General features: G+C 47.3%; 28 protein-coding genes and 2 pseudogenes. 12 read left to right on the top strand and 18 right to left on the bottom strand.

Annotated features, from left to right (window positions below):
- Nucleotides 1-34: 34 nt before the first annotated feature.
- Nucleotides 35-439 carry a CAP domain-containing protein gene (locus tag JOY44_RS31040; protein WP_207211236.1) on the top strand — a complete coding sequence of 135 codons (405 nt, stop codon included), beginning with the start codon at nucleotides 35-37 and terminating at the stop codon, nucleotides 437-439.
- 64 nt (nucleotides 440-503) lie between these two features.
- On the opposite strand, the gene JOY44_RS31035 is transcribed toward JOY44_RS31040, so the two are convergent.
- On the bottom strand, nucleotides 504-842 hold the full coding sequence (locus JOY44_RS31035) for a hypothetical protein (RefSeq protein ID WP_203032250.1): 339 nt from the start codon (nucleotides 840-842) through the stop codon (nucleotides 504-506).
- A 436-nt stretch (nucleotides 843-1,278) separates the two neighbouring features.
- Nucleotides 1,279-1,797 (bottom strand): hypothetical protein, encoded by a 519-nt coding sequence (locus JOY44_RS31030; RefSeq protein WP_171577157.1) that lies wholly within the window; start codon nucleotides 1,795-1,797, stop codon nucleotides 1,279-1,281.
- A 356-nt stretch (nucleotides 1,798-2,153) separates the two neighbouring features.
- Between JOY44_RS31030 and JOY44_RS31025 the strand changes: the two genes are divergently transcribed.
- Nucleotides 2,154-2,546, top strand: a complete 393-nt coding sequence (locus JOY44_RS31025) for an exonuclease domain-containing protein (RefSeq protein WP_171576267.1) — start codon at nucleotides 2,154-2,156, stop codon at nucleotides 2,544-2,546.
- A gap of 19 nt (nucleotides 2,547-2,565) precedes the next feature.
- Here JOY44_RS31025 and JOY44_RS31020 read toward each other — a convergent pair whose 3' ends face one another.
- From JOY44_RS31020 to JOY44_RS30995, 5 genes and pseudogenes are all read right to left on the bottom strand, one after another.
- Entirely contained in the window at nucleotides 2,566-2,784 is a 219-nt protein-coding gene (locus JOY44_RS31020; RefSeq protein WP_203032249.1) for a hypothetical protein, read from the bottom strand.
- Nucleotides 2,785-3,079: 295 nt separating this feature from the next.
- Complete coding sequence (locus tag JOY44_RS31015; RefSeq protein WP_171577155.1) at nucleotides 3,080-3,310, bottom strand: hypothetical protein; 231 nt, start codon at nucleotides 3,308-3,310, stop codon at nucleotides 3,080-3,082.
- Nucleotides 3,300-3,467, bottom strand: coding sequence for a hypothetical protein (locus JOY44_RS31010; protein WP_171577154.1), 168 nt, complete (start codon nucleotides 3,465-3,467; stop codon nucleotides 3,300-3,302). The genes JOY44_RS31015 and JOY44_RS31010 overlap by 11 nt, the downstream gene beginning before the upstream one ends.
- A gap of 213 nt (nucleotides 3,468-3,680) precedes the next feature.
- Nucleotides 3,681-4,391 (bottom strand): annotated as a pseudogene (locus JOY44_RS32110) (protelomerase family protein).
- Nucleotides 4,392-4,441: 50 nt separating this feature from the next.
- The gene (locus JOY44_RS30995) at nucleotides 4,442-4,693 is read right to left on the bottom strand and encodes a protelomerase family protein (RefSeq protein ID WP_171577150.1); all 252 of its coding nucleotides are present in this window, start codon (nucleotides 4,691-4,693) and stop codon (nucleotides 4,442-4,444) included.
- 399 nt (nucleotides 4,694-5,092) lie between these two features.
- On the opposite strand from JOY44_RS30995, the gene JOY44_RS32620 reads away from it, so the two are divergent.
- From JOY44_RS32620 to JOY44_RS32100, 3 genes are all read left to right on the top strand, one after another.
- Nucleotides 5,093-5,215 carry a hypothetical protein gene (locus JOY44_RS32620; protein WP_281063360.1) on the top strand — a complete coding sequence of 41 codons (123 nt, stop codon included), beginning with the start codon at nucleotides 5,093-5,095 and terminating at the stop codon, nucleotides 5,213-5,215.
- Nucleotides 5,216-5,228: 13 nt separating this feature from the next.
- Nucleotides 5,229-5,390, top strand: a complete 162-nt coding sequence (locus JOY44_RS32105) for a hypothetical protein (RefSeq protein ID WP_242541997.1) — start codon at nucleotides 5,229-5,231, stop codon at nucleotides 5,388-5,390.
- Between the two features lie 166 nt (nucleotides 5,391-5,556).
- A complete protein-coding gene (locus tag JOY44_RS32100; protein ID WP_242541995.1) occupies nucleotides 5,557-5,802 on the top strand; it encodes a hypothetical protein in 246 nt (81 codons plus the stop codon).
- Between the two features lie 321 nt (nucleotides 5,803-6,123).
- Here the strand turns inward: JOY44_RS32100 and JOY44_RS33210 are convergent, their stop codons facing one another.
- Both JOY44_RS33210 and JOY44_RS32095 read right to left on the bottom strand, forming a co-directional pair.
- Nucleotides 6,124-6,516, bottom strand: a complete 393-nt coding sequence (locus JOY44_RS33210) for an alpha-ketoglutarate-dependent dioxygenase AlkB (protein ID WP_415881156.1) — start codon at nucleotides 6,514-6,516, stop codon at nucleotides 6,124-6,126.
- Complete coding sequence (locus JOY44_RS32095; protein WP_242541993.1) at nucleotides 6,456-6,653, bottom strand: hypothetical protein; 198 nt, start codon at nucleotides 6,651-6,653, stop codon at nucleotides 6,456-6,458. Before JOY44_RS32095 ends, JOY44_RS33210 begins: the two co-directional genes overlap by 61 nt.
- A gap of 416 nt (nucleotides 6,654-7,069) precedes the next feature.
- On the opposite strand from JOY44_RS32095, the pseudogene JOY44_RS30975 reads away from it, so the two are divergent.
- Nucleotides 7,070-7,714, top strand: a pseudogene (locus JOY44_RS30975) (Rpn family recombination-promoting nuclease/putative transposase).
- A gap of 368 nt (nucleotides 7,715-8,082) precedes the next feature.
- Here the strand turns inward: JOY44_RS30975 and JOY44_RS32090 are convergent.
- From JOY44_RS32090 to JOY44_RS32080, 5 genes are all read right to left on the bottom strand, one after another.
- A complete protein-coding gene (locus tag JOY44_RS32090; RefSeq protein ID WP_242541992.1) occupies nucleotides 8,083-8,550 on the bottom strand; it encodes a Fic family protein in 468 nt (155 codons plus the stop codon).
- A 299-nt stretch (nucleotides 8,551-8,849) separates the two neighbouring features.
- Entirely contained in the window at nucleotides 8,850-9,047 is a 198-nt protein-coding gene (locus JOY44_RS30965) for a hypothetical protein (protein ID WP_242541990.1), read from the bottom strand.
- Nucleotides 9,048-9,222: 175 nt separating this feature from the next.
- Nucleotides 9,223-9,414, bottom strand: a complete 192-nt coding sequence (locus JOY44_RS30960; RefSeq protein WP_171577148.1) for a hypothetical protein — start codon at nucleotides 9,412-9,414, stop codon at nucleotides 9,223-9,225.
- A 431-nt stretch (nucleotides 9,415-9,845) separates the two neighbouring features.
- Complete coding sequence (locus JOY44_RS32085) at nucleotides 9,846-10,163, bottom strand: hypothetical protein (protein ID WP_242541989.1); 318 nt, start codon at nucleotides 10,161-10,163, stop codon at nucleotides 9,846-9,848.
- Nucleotides 10,160-10,369 (bottom strand): hypothetical protein, encoded by a 210-nt coding sequence (locus JOY44_RS32080; RefSeq protein WP_242541987.1) that lies wholly within the window; start codon nucleotides 10,367-10,369, stop codon nucleotides 10,160-10,162. Before JOY44_RS32080 ends, JOY44_RS32085 begins: the two co-directional genes overlap by 4 nt.
- 113 nt (nucleotides 10,370-10,482) lie before the next feature.
- Between JOY44_RS32080 and JOY44_RS30950 the strand changes: the two genes are divergently transcribed.
- Nucleotides 10,483-10,746 carry a hypothetical protein gene (locus JOY44_RS30950; RefSeq protein WP_171577147.1) on the top strand — a complete coding sequence of 88 codons (264 nt, stop codon included), beginning with the start codon at nucleotides 10,483-10,485 and terminating at the stop codon, nucleotides 10,744-10,746.
- Nucleotides 10,747-10,859: 113 nt separating this feature from the next.
- On the opposite strand, the gene JOY44_RS30945 is transcribed toward JOY44_RS30950, so the two are convergent.
- The 3 genes from JOY44_RS30945 to JOY44_RS30935 form a co-directional block, all read right to left on the bottom strand.
- The gene (locus JOY44_RS30945) at nucleotides 10,860-11,033 is read right to left on the bottom strand and encodes a hypothetical protein (protein WP_171577146.1); all 174 of its coding nucleotides are present in this window, start codon (nucleotides 11,031-11,033) and stop codon (nucleotides 10,860-10,862) included.
- Nucleotides 11,023-11,235, bottom strand: a complete 213-nt coding sequence (locus JOY44_RS30940) for a hypothetical protein (RefSeq protein WP_203032248.1) — start codon at nucleotides 11,233-11,235, stop codon at nucleotides 11,023-11,025. The genes JOY44_RS30945 and JOY44_RS30940 overlap by 11 nt, the downstream gene beginning before the upstream one ends.
- A gap of 256 nt (nucleotides 11,236-11,491) precedes the next feature.
- Entirely contained in the window at nucleotides 11,492-11,770 is a 279-nt protein-coding gene (locus tag JOY44_RS30935) for a hypothetical protein (protein WP_171576261.1), read from the bottom strand.
- A gap of 1,129 nt (nucleotides 11,771-12,899) precedes the next feature.
- Between JOY44_RS30935 and JOY44_RS30930 the strand changes: the two genes are divergently transcribed.
- The 3 genes from JOY44_RS30930 to JOY44_RS30925 all read left to right on the top strand — a co-directional run bounded on the left by JOY44_RS30930 (nucleotide 12,900) and on the right by JOY44_RS30925 (nucleotide 14,009).
- On the top strand, nucleotides 12,900-13,076 hold the full coding sequence (locus JOY44_RS30930) for a hypothetical protein (RefSeq protein WP_171577145.1): 177 nt from the start codon (nucleotides 12,900-12,902) through the stop codon (nucleotides 13,074-13,076).
- Between the two features lie 20 nt (nucleotides 13,077-13,096).
- Nucleotides 13,097-13,222, top strand: a complete 126-nt coding sequence (locus tag JOY44_RS32610) for a hypothetical protein (RefSeq protein WP_281063359.1) — start codon at nucleotides 13,097-13,099, stop codon at nucleotides 13,220-13,222.
- Between the two features lie 412 nt (nucleotides 13,223-13,634).
- Entirely contained in the window at nucleotides 13,635-14,009 is a 375-nt protein-coding gene (locus tag JOY44_RS30925; RefSeq protein WP_203032247.1) for a hypothetical protein, read from the top strand.
- A 97-nt stretch (nucleotides 14,010-14,106) separates the two neighbouring features.
- Here JOY44_RS30925 and JOY44_RS30920 read toward each other — a convergent pair whose 3' ends face one another.
- On the bottom strand, nucleotides 14,107-14,253 hold the full coding sequence (locus JOY44_RS30920; RefSeq protein WP_171576259.1) for a hypothetical protein: 147 nt from the start codon (nucleotides 14,251-14,253) through the stop codon (nucleotides 14,107-14,109).
- 185 nt (nucleotides 14,254-14,438) lie between these two features.
- Between JOY44_RS30920 and JOY44_RS32075 the strand changes: the two genes are divergently transcribed.
- Both JOY44_RS32075 and JOY44_RS32070 read left to right on the top strand, forming a co-directional pair.
- Nucleotides 14,439-14,669 carry a hypothetical protein gene (locus JOY44_RS32075; RefSeq protein ID WP_242541985.1) on the top strand — a complete coding sequence of 77 codons (231 nt, stop codon included), beginning with the start codon at nucleotides 14,439-14,441 and terminating at the stop codon, nucleotides 14,667-14,669.
- Between the two features lie 36 nt (nucleotides 14,670-14,705).
- Nucleotides 14,706-15,038, top strand: coding sequence for a hypothetical protein (locus JOY44_RS32070; protein ID WP_242541982.1), 333 nt, complete (start codon nucleotides 14,706-14,708; stop codon nucleotides 15,036-15,038).
- The last annotated feature ends 268 nt before the right edge of the window (nucleotides 15,039-15,306 follow it).

Genomic DNA, 15,306 nt, shown 5'->3' with positions numbered 1-15,306 from the left:
GACATCGTTTGCAGTCAGAGCAAAACAAGTTCTCTTGCCTGGATTGTTGATTGCTGGAGTTAGCCTGCTTTCTGCGAAGATGCTTTTTACTTTGATAACGGGTCGGGTGGGGCGGGTTGGAAGATTGGTAAACCAAAAGTATCGCTGCTCAACGCTCACGGCGGTCGATTCGCCTCCCAGAAGTTCGGCAGTTGGCGTTGGCGCTGGTGAACCGAGATCGTCAACTCAATGGCTTGTTGCCGCTAGTGGAAGATCCGCTGCTCTCTCAATCGTCTCAGCAGCACAGCAAGATATGATGAGCCGCAATTATTACGCTCATGTCACTCCAGAGGGGAGAACCCCAACGGATCGCTTCACCCAAGTAGGCGGACGCGGTGGGGTGGGAGAAAACATCATGCAGCAGACAGGCGGAACAGGAATTAGCTTGAGCTATGGCTGATTGAAGCATTTCAGAAAAGCTGGATGTATAGCACAGGACATCGCCAAAACTTGTTAAAGCCGGACTACAAAACGTTTTGGTTATGGGATTGTGGTTGACCCGATGAGGGGACGAGCTTATGCGGTGCAAAACTTTGCTGGAGCAGAACAGTAATAACACTTGCGTCAGGGACTAGCGATTCTCGGTGTCGACTTCCACCAGCGTGAAGTTTAGGCTTTTGACCGGGTTGATTATTGACGGTGACAACTGCTAGCTTTTGCCCGTTGGCGTTGGTGAAGCTGAAGCGACAAAAGCCCATACCTGTACCAGAGCAGGTTTCGACTTCGTTGTAGCCAAGTTTGTCGATGAGGTAGTTCATTGCGCCGAAGCGATCTCGATTGGGGGAATGTACTACACTTGCCATCCGCTGTTGAGCAAGGTCTTTCGTGCCTGAGCGTAGGGCATACCTTGTTTAAGGGTTTTTGGGGAGGGTCTGAGCTATGGCGATCGTGGGCACAAGGAGTGTTGCGGATCGTGGTTGCAGTGATTGTGGCAAGCAGTTTGTTCATAAGCACAACTTTATTTCTCCATGCAGTTCGCTAGATTTTTTAGATTTACTGGATTTGTACGGAGCCAAATTAGATGACATCAAGACAAATTCGTGTCGCTGCAAACTCCCGCTATTGTAGGTTTGCAGATGATCGGTTGCTGAACAATCAATCATCTGGTCATCAGGCTTACCAAGTTGGCTCCAGACGGAAGGTTCATCAGGTCTAGCTTTACTGCTTCAACGACACTAATGCGTCTCTACGACAAATTAAAAAGTCACTGTACACCTTAAAAGCATGGCAGCGAAGCGATTAGAACGAGTTCGTTGGCTGCACAAAGCGAGCGTTAGCGCGAACCAAGCAGTTATCGGCGGTGCGCAGCCAGGGAGCACCGTTAGAGGTGGTCATGGCCAGCCCGGAGCGATCACGAAATGCAGTGATCGGATCGCCCGCGTTGTAGGTGCGGCGAATGGACCCATTGGGTGTGGCGCGACAGTTGAGAAAGCCATCAGCCGACACGACTCTCCACCCGCGCCAAGTGCTAGATTGAGTGCCACCATTCCACTGATCGACGCTTACAGGTGTAAAGTCTCCACGCCCATCGGGACGGGGCAAGGCAGCCACTAAATTGAGCGTGACAGTCTGACCGATGACAGGACAAGCCTTGCCGCCTGTAACGTTCCAAGTGACTGAGAATCTTTGCCCAGGGCGATTGTCAGTCATGTCGATCGTGCCTGTACAAACCTGTTCAGCTCCGGGACCCGTACGAGAATCTCGAAACGTGCCTCGATAGCGTGAGACACCACTCTCAGGCACCGGAACACCAGACACATTCGCTGAGCCAATCCAACTTTGCCTTGAATGCGGCTCACGTATTCCACGCTCGGTTTCGAGCGACTTGAATCAAGCACGAAGCGAGTTTGTCCAGTTGTCGTAGTGTAAACAGCAGCTGAGGCGGCAGCGGAAAGGCAAATGATAGTGCGCTGAGCGCCAGAAGATAAACGGTATTGCATGGTTCAGTCCTGTAGCTTTGTCTTTTCAAAGTTCATTACTTCTAGAAAGACTACGCTTGTGTTGCGTGTTGCTACGGAAACAGTCGATAACTTTCTTCGCTGCTCGACCGAAGGGGGCACCTCAGAATTCGGAAAAATTTGTCCACTTAGGCGTTTCTGTAGCTTTGAGACCCAGTGTTACCGCGTGCGACCTTCCGGTTTACGCACATCCACGGCATTCGGTGGCAGGATGTTGCAGATCAACCCGCCTTCGGTGACCTGTGGATTTTTATCCAGCCCTTCATGCAGGATGCTGCTTTTCTAGCCGCCCATAACGCCTCTTTTGACCGGGGCGTGCTCTATGCGTGCTGTGACCTTTACGGCATTGCTCGACCGCCACAGCCTTTTTTGTGTACGGTGCAACTGGCTTGCAAAACCTGGAATTTACGTCCGACCAAACTGCCCAATGTTTGTGAATACCTGGGCATCGAGCTAGAGCACCATCAAGCGTTGTCTGATGCAGAAGCCTGTGCTCGCGTTGCTCTGGCAGCTCACCAGTCCCAAGCAGCTTGCCAGAATCGGTGTTGAACCAATCAAACGTCAGCGCCTACATGGGCTTAGAGATTCGCCCCCCTGATGCCAGTGGAACCTGACCCTTGTCACCGTAACAGGGATTGCTTGCCTGAATCTCAAGACCAGCCCGTAGGTGAGAATAGTCCTGTTTGCCTTGCCATTCATAATGCCCATTGAGGTCACCCTGGAGCGACGGCAACTGCAATTGACCTGTATCGAGGGGCACTGGCGATAAGGTGCCACCAGCCGACACGCTTTACGCCGACAGTTTGAAAGCGCGATCGCTGCATTGCCTTTAATTGCAATCAAGCCCCCCCCCTCTCCCTCATCCTCACATTGAGATAATTTGATTAATTGGATTGTTGTGCCTGACGTTGTGACGTTGCCCCAGCCCATGCCTTTGATGATGGCTTTTCAATTTCTGGTCTACGGTTGGCTAGAGCTTGTTGTACGCGACCTTGAGAAGCGGAATAGTCATTGCCTCTAAGGAGGCCAAAAGCGCTGGAACCCCAATAAACCACTTGTCGTTAAACGCTCTAACTGGATCATCATTCCCAGGCAATAATCAGAGAAATCGCCTCATCAATCTTTTCCAAAGCCGACGCCTGATCGCGAATTCTTCTTTGCGGCGTATGACATGCAATAGTTGGTTGAACTCGTGATGGCACTGGCACCACAGGTGTAGGTATCGGAGTAACCGGAGCCGAACCCGTAAACAGTTGTTTTAACTGCTGAAACTGAATCAACTCCGCCTGCAGCCGTTCATTTTCAGTTTTCAACGCCTCCAACTCTTCCAAACTCCTCCAACGGTCGAATCGCCACCGATGCCATACTTTGAAGTTGCCCCTGGGCCTGGTCAAGTTTTGCCAAGAGCGCCTGATTTTCAGCCCTCAACCGTTCTACTTTCAGCTGTAAACCATTGAAAGGTGCTGCCAAAGGATTCAACCGAAGTTGCTATCGTCGGAGTCGAATCGTCTCGCAGAAACCTAACAACCGCCTCCATTACATCCGCATTAGAGCCTTGAGCATTGAGTTTAATTGCGCTATTCTTTGAGTTTGATGCATTAAATCAGTAGGCACACTCGCGCGAGGTTTTACGGGATGGATTTCAGCATCCGGAAGAGCGATCGCCATTGTTTTCATTCTCCATTACTTCAACTGGCTCAATATCTGCCAGTTCAACGGGTTCAAGCTCCAATTCGACCGTAGTCGGTAACGCTCAACGCGTTCTAATAGAATCCCCTTTTCACCGAGTGGCTGCTGCTGGGCCCCGATCAAGAAATAATGAAAGTAGTGTTCCGTAGCCCCCGCATTCTTCCTTTTTGCTAATTCAGACTCACCAATCACATGCCCTAGATGCTGTTGCAGGAACCGGTGAGTGCCTTGATTAGGAGGACAGAAGAAATGCGTGGCAATTTCAGCATACGCCCCCCTAAGATTGTGAGCCGTCACCGCCTTTTCGCCAGGTAGCACCGGCAGTACCTCTGAGTCCTCGAAGCTGCTCTTGATATAATGCCTGACACTGGTATTGAGCCTGGAGTTAATGTCATCAGGAGACAACTCCGCCAACTCCTGAATTCTAGGATTGGGCTCTAAACTTATAGATCGCCTTTAGAACCTTATCTGCATCAATCAAAGTAGCGATCAGGAAGGTTTGAGCCTTTTCAATGTCTTGAATTCCTTTTTCAGTTGCCCACGAAACGAGATCGCGTAAGGATGATGGGTCGGTTTAAATTCGCCTTTAGCCACAATCTCACTGAATCGTCTCCCCGTCACCGCCAAAAGCCCTACTGCCCATTCATAGGGAGTTTCCCTTGTCAACAAATCCTTCGCCTTATTCAAGAACCTGTCTGCGCGAATCGGCCTGTAAATCGTCCTGCTTTAGATTGTTCTTAATCGTCGTTTTTTGCTTAATTTGCCTGCTGTACCTCATTTGGATAAGTCAGGTGATAAAGCCCCCAGTGAGGGTAAACCTTGCCATACAGACTAGGTGGCAACTCCAGCCTAGGCAATCGACCCTCATCTATAGCCCGAGCGATTGCCTTGCGATAGTCTGGTAAATATTGATTCGCGATCGAGGCAACCGGGTAGCCTTCTTCGAGGAGGGCAATTTCAGCGGCACAGAGAGCTTTCGCTGCGTTTTCAGTCTTACAGTTGCCCAACCTATCGATAAAGTGGAGGATCAATTCTCCACGTTCGTCTTTGGAGAGTTTAGTGCGATCGTTTGTAGCGATGCGATCGCGGAATCGAGCGATTAATTGTTCGCGGGTGGTGTCATGGGTATAGGCAGTAGGGATATAAACTCATCGTTTCACGTCCATGTTCATTAAATCCCTATCTATATCAGATATCATACTATATCATTATCCTTATCGCTGTTGCAATCGGTGTGAGGAGGGGGAGGCAAGAACTAGTTCTTGCAATAAATTTATGGAACGAATTGGGCATTTTAAGGGGGTAGTTTTTTGCATCTACTATGAAAGGCGTTTTGCATAGAATCCAAGCAAGGCTTGCTTCGCTGCTTTCCAAAAGCGAACTGAAGCAACCCACAATTAGCAGTTATGGGCAAGCTGAGAGTGGTGTTTGCTTTAGACGATATTCAACCGGTAATGGAATGGTTATTCCTTAGCCTTCTCAATGCAGGCTATCAAGGGCAATCTCACTTGTTCTGGTTGTCTCCCTAGAGATGCTGTTGACTTGCATCAACATCTACGACAGTTACACCAGAAAGATGAGCCTATTTTTGGCTATCGCTGTGGAGATCGCGTTTCAACACCCCCGGAAGGCTTTTATTGGAGAATAATGGCAGAGCATCCCTCTTTGAAAATTTACCAGTTAGAAGTACAGCAAAATGGCTAAAAATGATTTTGTATCTACAATCGGGGTTGACTATACTACCCTTCTTGACCTGCTTCAAGCAGAAAACATGATGAAGTTACAAGAGGCAGGAAATAAAGAGCAACACTGGAACCTTTATTCCTAGTCAATTCAAGAGGTGAAACGGAGCTTTTACAGGTATTAAGCGATGAGTAAGCAAAGCCCATTTCACAAGTTACCCGAATGCGATCGCTGTTTTCACAATACCCATAACCCTCATCTTTTCTGTGCCGTTCATCCCTATGGAGTGCAAGAAAGTAGTGAACAGTGTGTAGATTTTGAACTAGATCCGAACTTATTAAATGGGGAATGGTGGAGCCAGAAGAAGCCAGTTTTTATGGGAATGAGCTTGTCATTTCACCGGCGCAACGATGGAACCGAGCGCAAAAGCTAGAACTGTTGCTGTGGCATCGCTTTTTACAGGTCTGTGCCCTGAGTGTCGCTATCCATTTCCTCCCGATTCAGCGCGTGTTCATTGGGATTGCCCTTCGTGTGAATGGAAAGGACGACAGTGTGTAGATTGCACTTCAGACAATTTTGTTTGGGTCTAACTTTCTGGTTTTAGCCTAAACCTCACCGGGTTGCAGTGGCTTTCCTTGCCAGGATTTCTTGCCTATATAGAAGTCTTTTAATCAGCAGAGTGATTGCTCAACTTAATCGTCTAACCGCCGTGTTTGATTAAGATGAGGTCTGAATGTCCAGTTAATGCGTTCTGCTACTGATTGCTTAGTCTTGGGCAATTGATGAATGTGAGTGGATTGGCAACCGGGAAGCATGAGCAGTAGCGAACCATGTTCGAGAAAGAAATGCTGTAATTCCCCCTCATGCCCTTACGGGGTTTAAGGCTAAACTTGCGGATAGCGCCCAATGAAATCGAAGCGAATATCGCGGGACTGGTGCCCAGGCTCTTTTCGTTATCCGAGTGCCAACCGATTGAGTGTTCACCGACGCGATAGCGATTGCCAGTGGTGATCGCAAAGTTGAAGCCAGATTCAGTTTCTATACGGTCTCGTAACTTGGCTAATGGGTCCGTCCAGGGCAGCGGTTCTAGAAGTACCGACGACGAATAGAAATAGCTGCATCCCTCATCGCCATAGATAGCTTCCAAACGAGGGACAGGGATAACTTGCCAAACATCCGAATATCATTTTGCTGCCAACTCAGAGCTTGGCTGTGTTCGTAGAGAGCATCGGCTTCAGCTTGAGAGAGGAATTGAGGCAGGTAGTAGTAGGGTTCTTGGGTCATAGCACCATCAGGGGGGTAGTGAATAGGCAAGGAATTGAAATAATTCGCGATCGCAGCAAGAGAAACGTGTGACGTAGATTATTTCGATATAAGGTGCCCAAAGTCCAAGGAGATCATTCCTATTTCAAGTTATTTGCTACAGCGAAAGGATTGTAGCCAGAGAAGCTAACCGAGTTCCTCATCGAAGAACCCCGCGATTGCCTTTCTGATTCCCTCTTTTTCCAAGCTTTAATAGTACAATTGCTTCAACGGCTCGGAACCAATTTACCCATGCGACGGGATTCAATTTTCTATGCCTTATTTCAGCAATCCTCCGACGCTTCTATTTGAGTTACTCGAAGAGCCACCCCTTAACGCTGAGGGCCTATCGATTTGATTCCGTAGCCGTCAAAGAACCCCGGTTTGAAATCGATGGAGTGTTCTTACCCCCTGACACTGAAGTGCCTGGAATTGTGTACTTTTGTGAGGTTCAATTCCAACGGGATGAGCGGCTGTATGAACGCCTTTTTGGTGAGTCGTTTTTATATTTCTATCGCAACCGAGATCGCTTCAGTGATTGGCAAGCTGTAGTAATTTATCCCGCTCGTTCAATGGAGCAGAGCAATACGCTTCCCTATCAAGATTTACTGGCGGGAGATCGGGTTCATTGCGGTTTTTAGATGAGTTGGGAGACATTGGACAATTGCCGTTTAGGAGTCGCCCTCATGGTATTGACAACCCTTGAAGAAGCTCAAGCACCCGCAGAAGCAAGAGCGTTACTCGCGCGATCGCGGCAGGAAATAGACGAGCCAGCAGCTAGTCGCGCCATAATGGAGATGCTGACCACCATTATGGTTTACAAGTTTACAAATCTGAGTCGGCAGGAGATTGAAACGATGTTGGGAATCAGTTTGCAGCAGACACGGGTATATCAAGAAGCTAAGGAAGAAGCGCTTCAGCAGGTAGTGATAAACCTTCTGAAAGAAGGAATGACGGTAGAGGCGATCGCTCGTGTTACTGGACTATCGGTCGAACAAATCGAGCAGTTGCAGAAGAGCGTTCCTCACAATCCACTAGGATAGTTAACGCGATTGCACGTCTTCACCGCTCCATCCATACTCTTCATTAAATCGCACTGGTTCTGTAGTGTTATTTTTCATCGTTCCATCACGACCTTCCCTAATTCAGGAAAGGAACTGACTTAGATGTTCAAAAAAGCCTTCCCCCTTGCCGTTGCTAGAAGCTGCCGTCGATACCACACTTAACGTTTCAATGAGAGAGTCTTGGCTAGCATTCGCGACTAAATGCGTCAGAGCTTCTCCCCCTTCCCCCTGTCTGAGCCGCCACAATAGCATTGATGTAATCTATCCGTTGCTCATTGGCAATTACCCCAATCAGGAAGCCTGCTCGAATCAGTAATAGATTCATCAAGAGGCGTGCTGTGCGTCCATTACCATCTTGAAAACGGGTGAACCGTCACTAGCCTGAGATGAGCTTCAGCCGCATAGACGATTGGATGTAGTGCTTTGGCATTTTGAGAATTAAGCCATTCCACAAAGTCTGCCATCAACTTGTCTACCTGATAGTGGGGAAGATAGACAGACTCAGTCCCTGCCGCCCGGACATCCAGTAACCGAAATCGTCCTGCCGTTTCCGGGTCAATCGTTCGCAGAATGAGGCTGTGGACTTGCCTCAACTCCCACTCAGTAATGACAGCATCAGCAACAGAAAACGATTCAATGTAATTGATTGCCTGCCCATGTCCAATCACTTCTAAATGCTCTTTTAAGGACTTGCCCCCAATTGTGATGCCTTGCTCCAGCACTAGAGCAGTCTCTCTAAGCGAGAGCGTGTTGCCCTCGATCGCGTTGGAGTTGTAAGTAAACCGGACATCATAGCGTTGCTTAAGTTCAGCCACGATGCTGCGGTCAAGGGGACGAAAACAAGTCAAGCCATGCTTTAAGACGATCTAGATGTGCCAACTTCTCAGAAAGAGAGACGTGGGATGCAAAAGTCAAATGCTCTCTTAAGACCTCTTCTGCGATGAGAACTTGGGATTGTAGGGCAGCAATCCAGCGAGCGTAGGCTATGGATGTATTCATAGGCATTCTGCAAGAAGTCCTCCACTTCAGTTTGACAGAGGAATTGAGGCAGGTCGTAGGGGTTTTGAGTTATAGCACTCTGAGGAGTCAATGAACAATTATTTCAAGTTCTTTACTACGGCGAGAGGATTGCAACCGGAGAAGCTGATTGAGTCTTCGTCAAGGAAACCCGCGATCGCCATTTCAACAATTGACTCAATCGTTGTTCAATCTGAGCGGCATAGGTCAACAGTCCCAACCGAATTTTATCTGGAAGCATCTGAATAAAAGCTTGGGCTGCTTCAGGAGAGAGATGTTCGGTCGTAATCTGCATTTTTGCTGTCTCCTAGTTCATGCGAGTGTTGTAACGGGGTCGAGCCATTTGAATCATCAATGTTTCAATGTACTCAACTTGCTGAGGGGAACGCCGACCCATTGCAAAAGTCGAAATTCTAACATCATCTGGATTGAGCCTGTCAACAAATGCCCAACTCAGAGCCTTATGTCCATTACGGAAACCGTCGTCTAAGATTGTTACCAATTCCAATATACAAAATCTCATCACGATAACGAAACGCATAGAAGCCTGGATTAGAGGGAACGGGTTCAAAATCGCGGCTAAGCGGATAGCATTCCTCAAACAGGATAGAAGAAAGCGCTTTAAGAACCATCTGGGCATCTGATTTAAGTGTTTCGCTCATTGTTCAGTAAAGTGCAGGATCAACTTTGAGCGCTCGTTTTTAACCAGTTTAGTCCGTAGGGAGCGATCGCGAATTATTGGCTATTCCGTGTCCAAAGCTCAATGACATCGAGCCAGTTCATTGCGATCGCCGTCGCCTCGCGATTAAATATTGAATCTAAACTTTACCCTTGTTTTTATAGCCCTGCCTCCATGAGCGCCTGAAACAAATCAGCCTCAATCCCCAACTGGCGCGACCATTCGCCCAAATAATCAAAATCTAGAGTGTCGCCCTGCACCTTTAGTACTCCCAACACATCGCGCCATTGCTTATCCGATTGTGACTGTTGCCGCCAGCGTAATTATTCAGCACCACATCTTCGGGCGATGCAAAGTAGAACGCCTCCAGCCCCAATGACTTCGACTAGCTTGCGGCGCTTAAACTTCACTAAATCAAACCTCTTCACTCCCCGCCATCATCAGATCGGCGCGTGAAATCGTAGGCTGATGCGTCACCCCCAAGGTTTTCATCCGACCCGATCTTACATCTTCCACTCCCGGAACATAAAACTGATGAACTTCCAACGCAATCACCAGTTGCTCTAGCTGCAATGGCGCAATTGCTAACACCACATCCAAATCACGGGTTGCTCTCGGATCGCCAAAAGTGGATGAGGCAACCCCGCCCGTAATGTAATAGTCGATTTGTACCTGCTCAAATACCTCATGCAAAATTGCCGCCAGCGCAATCGAATCTTGAATCCAGGTCATTTCATGGGTTGCTGTAAAAAAATTAGGCGGACAATGATCACCAAAAAAGACTGGGCAACCTTTTGGGCAAAGGCCTCCCCCACCATCTGCGGGAAGCGATGCTTTAGCCCACTTATAGAGAGCCTGCGGGTGCTGCGAGTGTGAGCCGCAGACATCAACGCGCGATCGCTGTTCGTCCGCTGCCGCAATAACGCAAACTCAAACACATCCGTCTCAATGCTAGTGTCTTCCGCTTGGGGCAGTACCCTGGCTTTACGGTAACCATTTAGGCGAAATACAGTAAAATAAATAGGCTTACATTATACACAATCTAAACGTTGTGGCAGTCAAGAAATATTCACGGCAGCAGGTGATCAAACTGGCAAAAACTACATCTAGCCGACTGTCGTACATGGATCGAATGGGGTTTGTTGTACCAGAGAAGATTGGTGAAGCGGATACCAAAAAGCCTGTGGTGCTGTATACGAAACATCAGATTGAACTGGTCAAGCAAATTAACCAGGCTTCTCATTTCTTGAGTGCATCAGGGTTGAGGTTGGCAATCCAACGCGATCGCCTGGCTGAAGTGGTGCGAATCGTTTGAGTGAATTACTAGATTAATTGAGCTACAAACGAGCTACGAACACAACCAATAAATATCAAACAAGCTACTTATGCCATATAGCATTCAGAGGTTTTGAATATTGCCAGTCTTTTTCAGTTGATATCGTCTGTCTGGTAGCCGTAGAGTTGTTCTTCAAGGCGAATAATGCCTCTTTCGCCGTCCCTGATAGAGAATTTCTGGTCCCAATCCAAAGCAGAATCAGGCAATGGTTCAAAGGCTTGTGGATGCGCGTAGAAAGCATCAAGCACTTTCAAGTCAGATGCCAAAGGCACATTTTAAGCGATTGGGATTATTGGGAATGAGAGCGATCGCTTCTCGCAGTTTTTCAACGCCTAGTTGTTGCTGGAGTTGCCATAGAAACTGAACATAGGGCACTGTTGTAGGCATGTTTTCTTTGTGGTAGTGCAACCACAAAACTCGAATTTGGAGTGCAGTACAAGAGATAGAGGAGTTGAGCTTCGAGTTCATAGTGAGTGAAGATGATAATGAACAAAGTGATCGCTGAAGTTTTGTAGAGTGTTTAAGGAACCTTCAGGTTGAAATGAAGTGTTCATAGGAAAAATTTAGGCAAGAGGGTGGTGAAGCCACTGGAGCGATTGGAGCGATCGCAACACTCAGTTAATGAGACGCATCTTAGGAAAGCGGGTAGTCAAGCACTGGAGCGATCGAACATAGCTAGAAGGAGCGATCGCAACACGGCTAGAAGGAGCGATCACATTTCAACTCAAGTGTTGGAGCGACGAACTTTGTGGTCAATCGATAGAGATGTTTCTATGTTTTCTACTGCGTCAAGAGCAGCGTGGATGACCTGCGGTGGAACCAAGAGGTTGAAGCCGTGTTGCATTTTGACAAACGTTCTGCCAGGTTCCAGCCAACCATCACAGCCAACTCCATTGAAAGGCAAAGGAGCGATCGCATAGAGGATTGTAGTGTTTCTCAATGCCTGATTGATTACTGTGTAGCGGTGAACTTCAAACGAGCTAACGATTGCTGTGGTTTCCATTGCCTGATTCCTAGTAGAGTTCAGGGAACGCCAACTTGTTGATCCAGAGGGCGGCTCTTTGGCGCGTCCAGCGACGTTCTAAAGCAACAAGACCAATGGCGTGGTCACTAGCGTATTGCTCGTCAGCGGTCAGTGAGGACTGACGGAGAAAGTCGGTAACAGTTGCAATCTGAGTAGTAGCAGTACCAGTAATTCATAGGAGTGCCCACGAATCAATTCATATTCATATCCATATCGTTATTATAAACTCTATCTTTATCAATATCGCAATACATTAACCATAGAAATACCTGGAAACTCATCCTGGATAAGACTTGTAAAAACAATAACTGTCAATGATAGGAATATCAAATGTATCGCAGCTATAAAAAAGATAAAGATAAGAAAGATTCATTAGATATTTGTATCATTTCAGCGTCTCCTTGATAAGGATAGGGCGATGCAATGATGAGAACTGTGCAGAGTCGACAAGTTGAATCGCTGAAACTCATACACAGTGGGCATTGTAGTGATCGTAGTTTATGAGGCTTGTCAGCGATCCCCATCCCTGCCGCTATCCTTATTCACAAAATGGAGGGTTTGCGATAGGGTGAACGATAAGGATTGCTAATGATAGGGTAGTGATAAGGTATCCTTATAGGTGGACAGGGATAGCTTTTTGGTTAACCAAAAAGCTATCCCCTGTCCACCTATAAGGATACCTTATCACTACCCTATCATTAGCAATCCTTATCGTTCACCCTATCGCAAACCCTCCATTTTGTGATAAGGATAGCGGCAGGATGGGGATCGCTGACAAGCCTCATAAACTACGATCACTACAATGCCACTGTGTATGAGTTTCAGCGATTCAACTTGTCGACTCTGCACAGTTCTCATCATTGCATCGCCCTATCCTTATCAAGGAGACGCTGAAATGATACAAATATCTAATGAATCTTTCTTATCTTTATCTTTTTTATAGCTGCGATACATTTGATATTCCTATCATTGACAGTTATTGTTTTTTACAAGTCTTATCCAGGATGAGTTCCAGGTATTTCTATGGTTAATGTATTGCGATATTGATAAAGATAGAGTTATAATAACGATATGGATATGAATATGAATTGATTCGTGGGCACTCCCTATGATTACTGGTACTGCTACTACTCAGATTGCAACTGTTACCGACTTTCTCCGTCAGTCCTCACTGACCGCTGACGAGCAATACGCTATTGACCACGCCATTGGTCTTGTTGCTTTAGAACGTCGCTGGAACGCGCCAAAGAGCCGCCCTCTGGATCAACAAGTTGGCGTTCCCTGAACTCTACTAGGAATCAGGCAATGGAAACCACAGCAATCGTTAGCTCGTTTGAAGTTCACCGCTACACAGTAATCAATCAGGCATTGGAGAAACACTACAATCCTCTATGCGATCGCTCCTTTGCCTTTCAATGGAGTTGGCTGTGATGGTTGGCTGGAACCTGGCAGAACGTTTGTCAAAATGCAACACGGCTTCAACCTCTTGGTTCCACCGCAGGTCATCCACGCTGCTCTTGACGCAGTAGAAAACATAGAAACATCTCTATCGATTGACCACAAAGTTCGTCGCTCCAACACTTGAGTTGAAATGTGATCGCTCCTTCTAGCCGTGTTGCGATCGCTCCTTCTAGCTATGTTCGATCGCTCCAGTGCTTGACTACCCGCTTTCCTAAGATGCGTCTCATTAACTGAGTGTTGCGATTCGCTCCAATCGCTCCAGTGGCTTCACCACCCTCTTGCCTAAATTTTTCCTATGAACACTTCATTTCAACCTGAAGGTTCCTTAAACACTCTACAAAACTTCAGCGATCACTTTTGTTCATTATCATCTTCACTCACTATGAACTCGAAGCTCAACTCCTCTATCTCTTGTACTGCACTCCAAATTCGAGTTTTGTGGTTGCACTACCACAAAGAAAACATGCCTACAACAGTGCCCTATGTTCAGTTTCTATGGCAACTCCAGCAACAACTAGGCGTTGAAAAACTGCGAGAAGCGATCGCTCTCATTCCCAATAATCCCAATCGCTTAAATGTGCCTTTGGCATCTGACTTGAAAGTGCTTGATGCTTTCTACGCGCATCCACAAGCCTTTGAACCATTGCCTGATTCTGCTTTGGATTGGGGACCAGAAATTCTCTATCAGGACGGCGAAAGAGGCATTATTCGCCTTGAAGAACAACTCTACGGCTACCAGACAGACGATATCAACTGAAAAAGACTGGCAATATTCAAAACCTCTGAATGCTATATGGCATAAGTAGCTTGTTTGATATTTTATTGGTTGTGTTCGTAGCTCGTTTGTAGCTCAATTAATCTAGTAATTCACTCAACGATCGCACCACTTCAGCCAGGCGATCGCGTTGGATTGCCAACCTCAACCCTGATGCACTCAAGAAATGAGAAGCCTGGTTAATTTGCTTGACCAGTTCAATCTGATGTTTCGTATACAGCACCACAGGCTTTTGGTATCCGCTTCACCAATCTTCTCTGGTACAACAAACCCCATTCGATCCATGTACGACAGTCGGCTAGATGTAGTTTTTGCCAGTTTGATCACCTGCTGCCGTGAATATTTCTTGACTGCCACAACGTTTAGATTGTGTATAATGTAAGCCTATTTATTTTACTGTATTTCGCCTAAATGGTTACCGTAAAGCCAGGGTACTGCCCCCAAGCGGAAGACACTAGCATTGAGACGGATGTGTTTGAGTTTGCGTTATTGCGGCAGCGGACGAACAGCGATCGCGCGTTGATGTCTGCGGCTCACACTCGCAGCACCCGCAGGCTCTCTATAAGTGGGCTAAAGCATCGCTTCCCGCAGATGGTGGGGGAGGCCTTTGCCCCAAAAGGTTGCCCAGTCTTTTTTGGGTGATCATTGTCCGCCTAATTTTTTTACAGCAACCATGAAATGACCTGGATTCAAGATTCGATTGCGCTGGCGGCAATTTTGCATGAGGTATTTGAGCAGGTACAAATCGACTATTACATTACGGGCGGGGTTGCCTCATCCACTTTTGGCGATCCGAGAGCAACCCGTGATTTGGATGTGGTGTTAGCAATTGCGCCATTGCAGCTAGAGCAACTGGTGATTGCGTTGGAAGTTCATCAGTTTTATGTTCCGGGAGTGGAAGATGTAAGATCGGGTCGGATGAAAACCTTGGGGGTGACGCATCAGCCTACGATTTCACGCGCCGATCTGATGATGGCGGGGAGTGAAGAGTTTGATTTAGTGAAGTTTTAAGCGCCGCAAGCTAGTCGAAGTCATTGGGGCTGGAGCGTTCTACTTTGCATCGCCCGAAGATGTGGTGCTGAATAAATTACGCTGGCGGCAACAGTCACAATCGGATAAGCAATGGCGCGATGTGTTGGGAGTACTAAAGGTGCAGGGGCGACACTCTAGATTTTGATTATTTGGGCGAATGGTCGCGCCAGTTGGTGGATTGAGGCTGATTTGTGTTTCAGGCGCCTCATGGAGGCAGGCTATAAAACAAGGGTAAAGTTTAGATTCA

This window comes from Leptolyngbya sp. Cla-17 (assembly GCF_016807185.1).
Classification (GTDB): domain Bacteria; phylum Cyanobacteriota; class Cyanobacteriia; order Leptolyngbyales; family Leptolyngbyaceae; genus ULC077BIN1.
This window is presented reverse-complemented; position numbering and strand designations above follow the sequence as displayed.

Excerpts from the sequence above, each read along its gene's own strand:
- JOY44_RS31035 (WP_203032250.1), bottom strand. The coding sequence starts at position 842 with ATGGCAAGTGTAGTACATTCCCCCAATCGAGATCGCTTCGGCGCAATG.
- JOY44_RS32620 (WP_281063360.1), top strand. The coding sequence starts at position 5,093 with ATGGGCAAGCTGAGAGTGGTGTTTGCTTTAGACGATATTCAACCGGTA.
- JOY44_RS32100 (WP_242541995.1), top strand. The coding sequence starts at position 5,557 with ATGAGTAAGCAAAGCCCATTTCACAAGTTACCCGAATGCGATCGCTGT.
- JOY44_RS32095 (WP_242541993.1), bottom strand. The coding sequence starts at position 6,653 with ATGACCCAAGAACCCTACTACTACCTGCCTCAATTCCTCTCTCAAGCT.
- JOY44_RS30965 (WP_242541990.1), bottom strand. The coding sequence starts at position 9,047 with ATGCAGATTACGACCGAACATCTCTCTCCTGAAGCAGCCCAAGCTTTT.
- JOY44_RS30960 (WP_171577148.1), bottom strand. The coding sequence starts at position 9,414 with ATGAGCGAAACACTTAAATCAGATGCCCAGATGGTTCTTAAAGCGCTT.
- JOY44_RS32085 (WP_242541989.1), bottom strand. The coding sequence starts at position 10,163 with ATGACCTGGATTCAAGATTCGATTGCGCTGGCGGCAATTTTGCATGAG.
- JOY44_RS30940 (WP_203032248.1), bottom strand. The coding sequence starts at position 11,235 with ATGAACTCGAAGCTCAACTCCTCTATCTCTTGTACTGCACTCCAAATT.
- JOY44_RS30935 (WP_171576261.1), bottom strand. The coding sequence starts at position 11,770 with ATGGAAACCACAGCAATCGTTAGCTCGTTTGAAGTTCACCGCTACACA.
- JOY44_RS30930 (WP_171577145.1), top strand. The coding sequence starts at position 12,900 with ATGATTACTGGTACTGCTACTACTCAGATTGCAACTGTTACCGACTTT.
- JOY44_RS32610 (WP_281063359.1), top strand. The coding sequence starts at position 13,097 with ATGGAAACCACAGCAATCGTTAGCTCGTTTGAAGTTCACCGCTACACA.
- JOY44_RS30925 (WP_203032247.1), top strand. The coding sequence starts at position 13,635 with ATGAACTCGAAGCTCAACTCCTCTATCTCTTGTACTGCACTCCAAATT.
- JOY44_RS32075 (WP_242541985.1), top strand. The coding sequence starts at position 14,439 with ATGGTTACCGTAAAGCCAGGGTACTGCCCCCAAGCGGAAGACACTAGC.
- JOY44_RS32070 (WP_242541982.1), top strand. The coding sequence starts at position 14,706 with ATGACCTGGATTCAAGATTCGATTGCGCTGGCGGCAATTTTGCATGAG.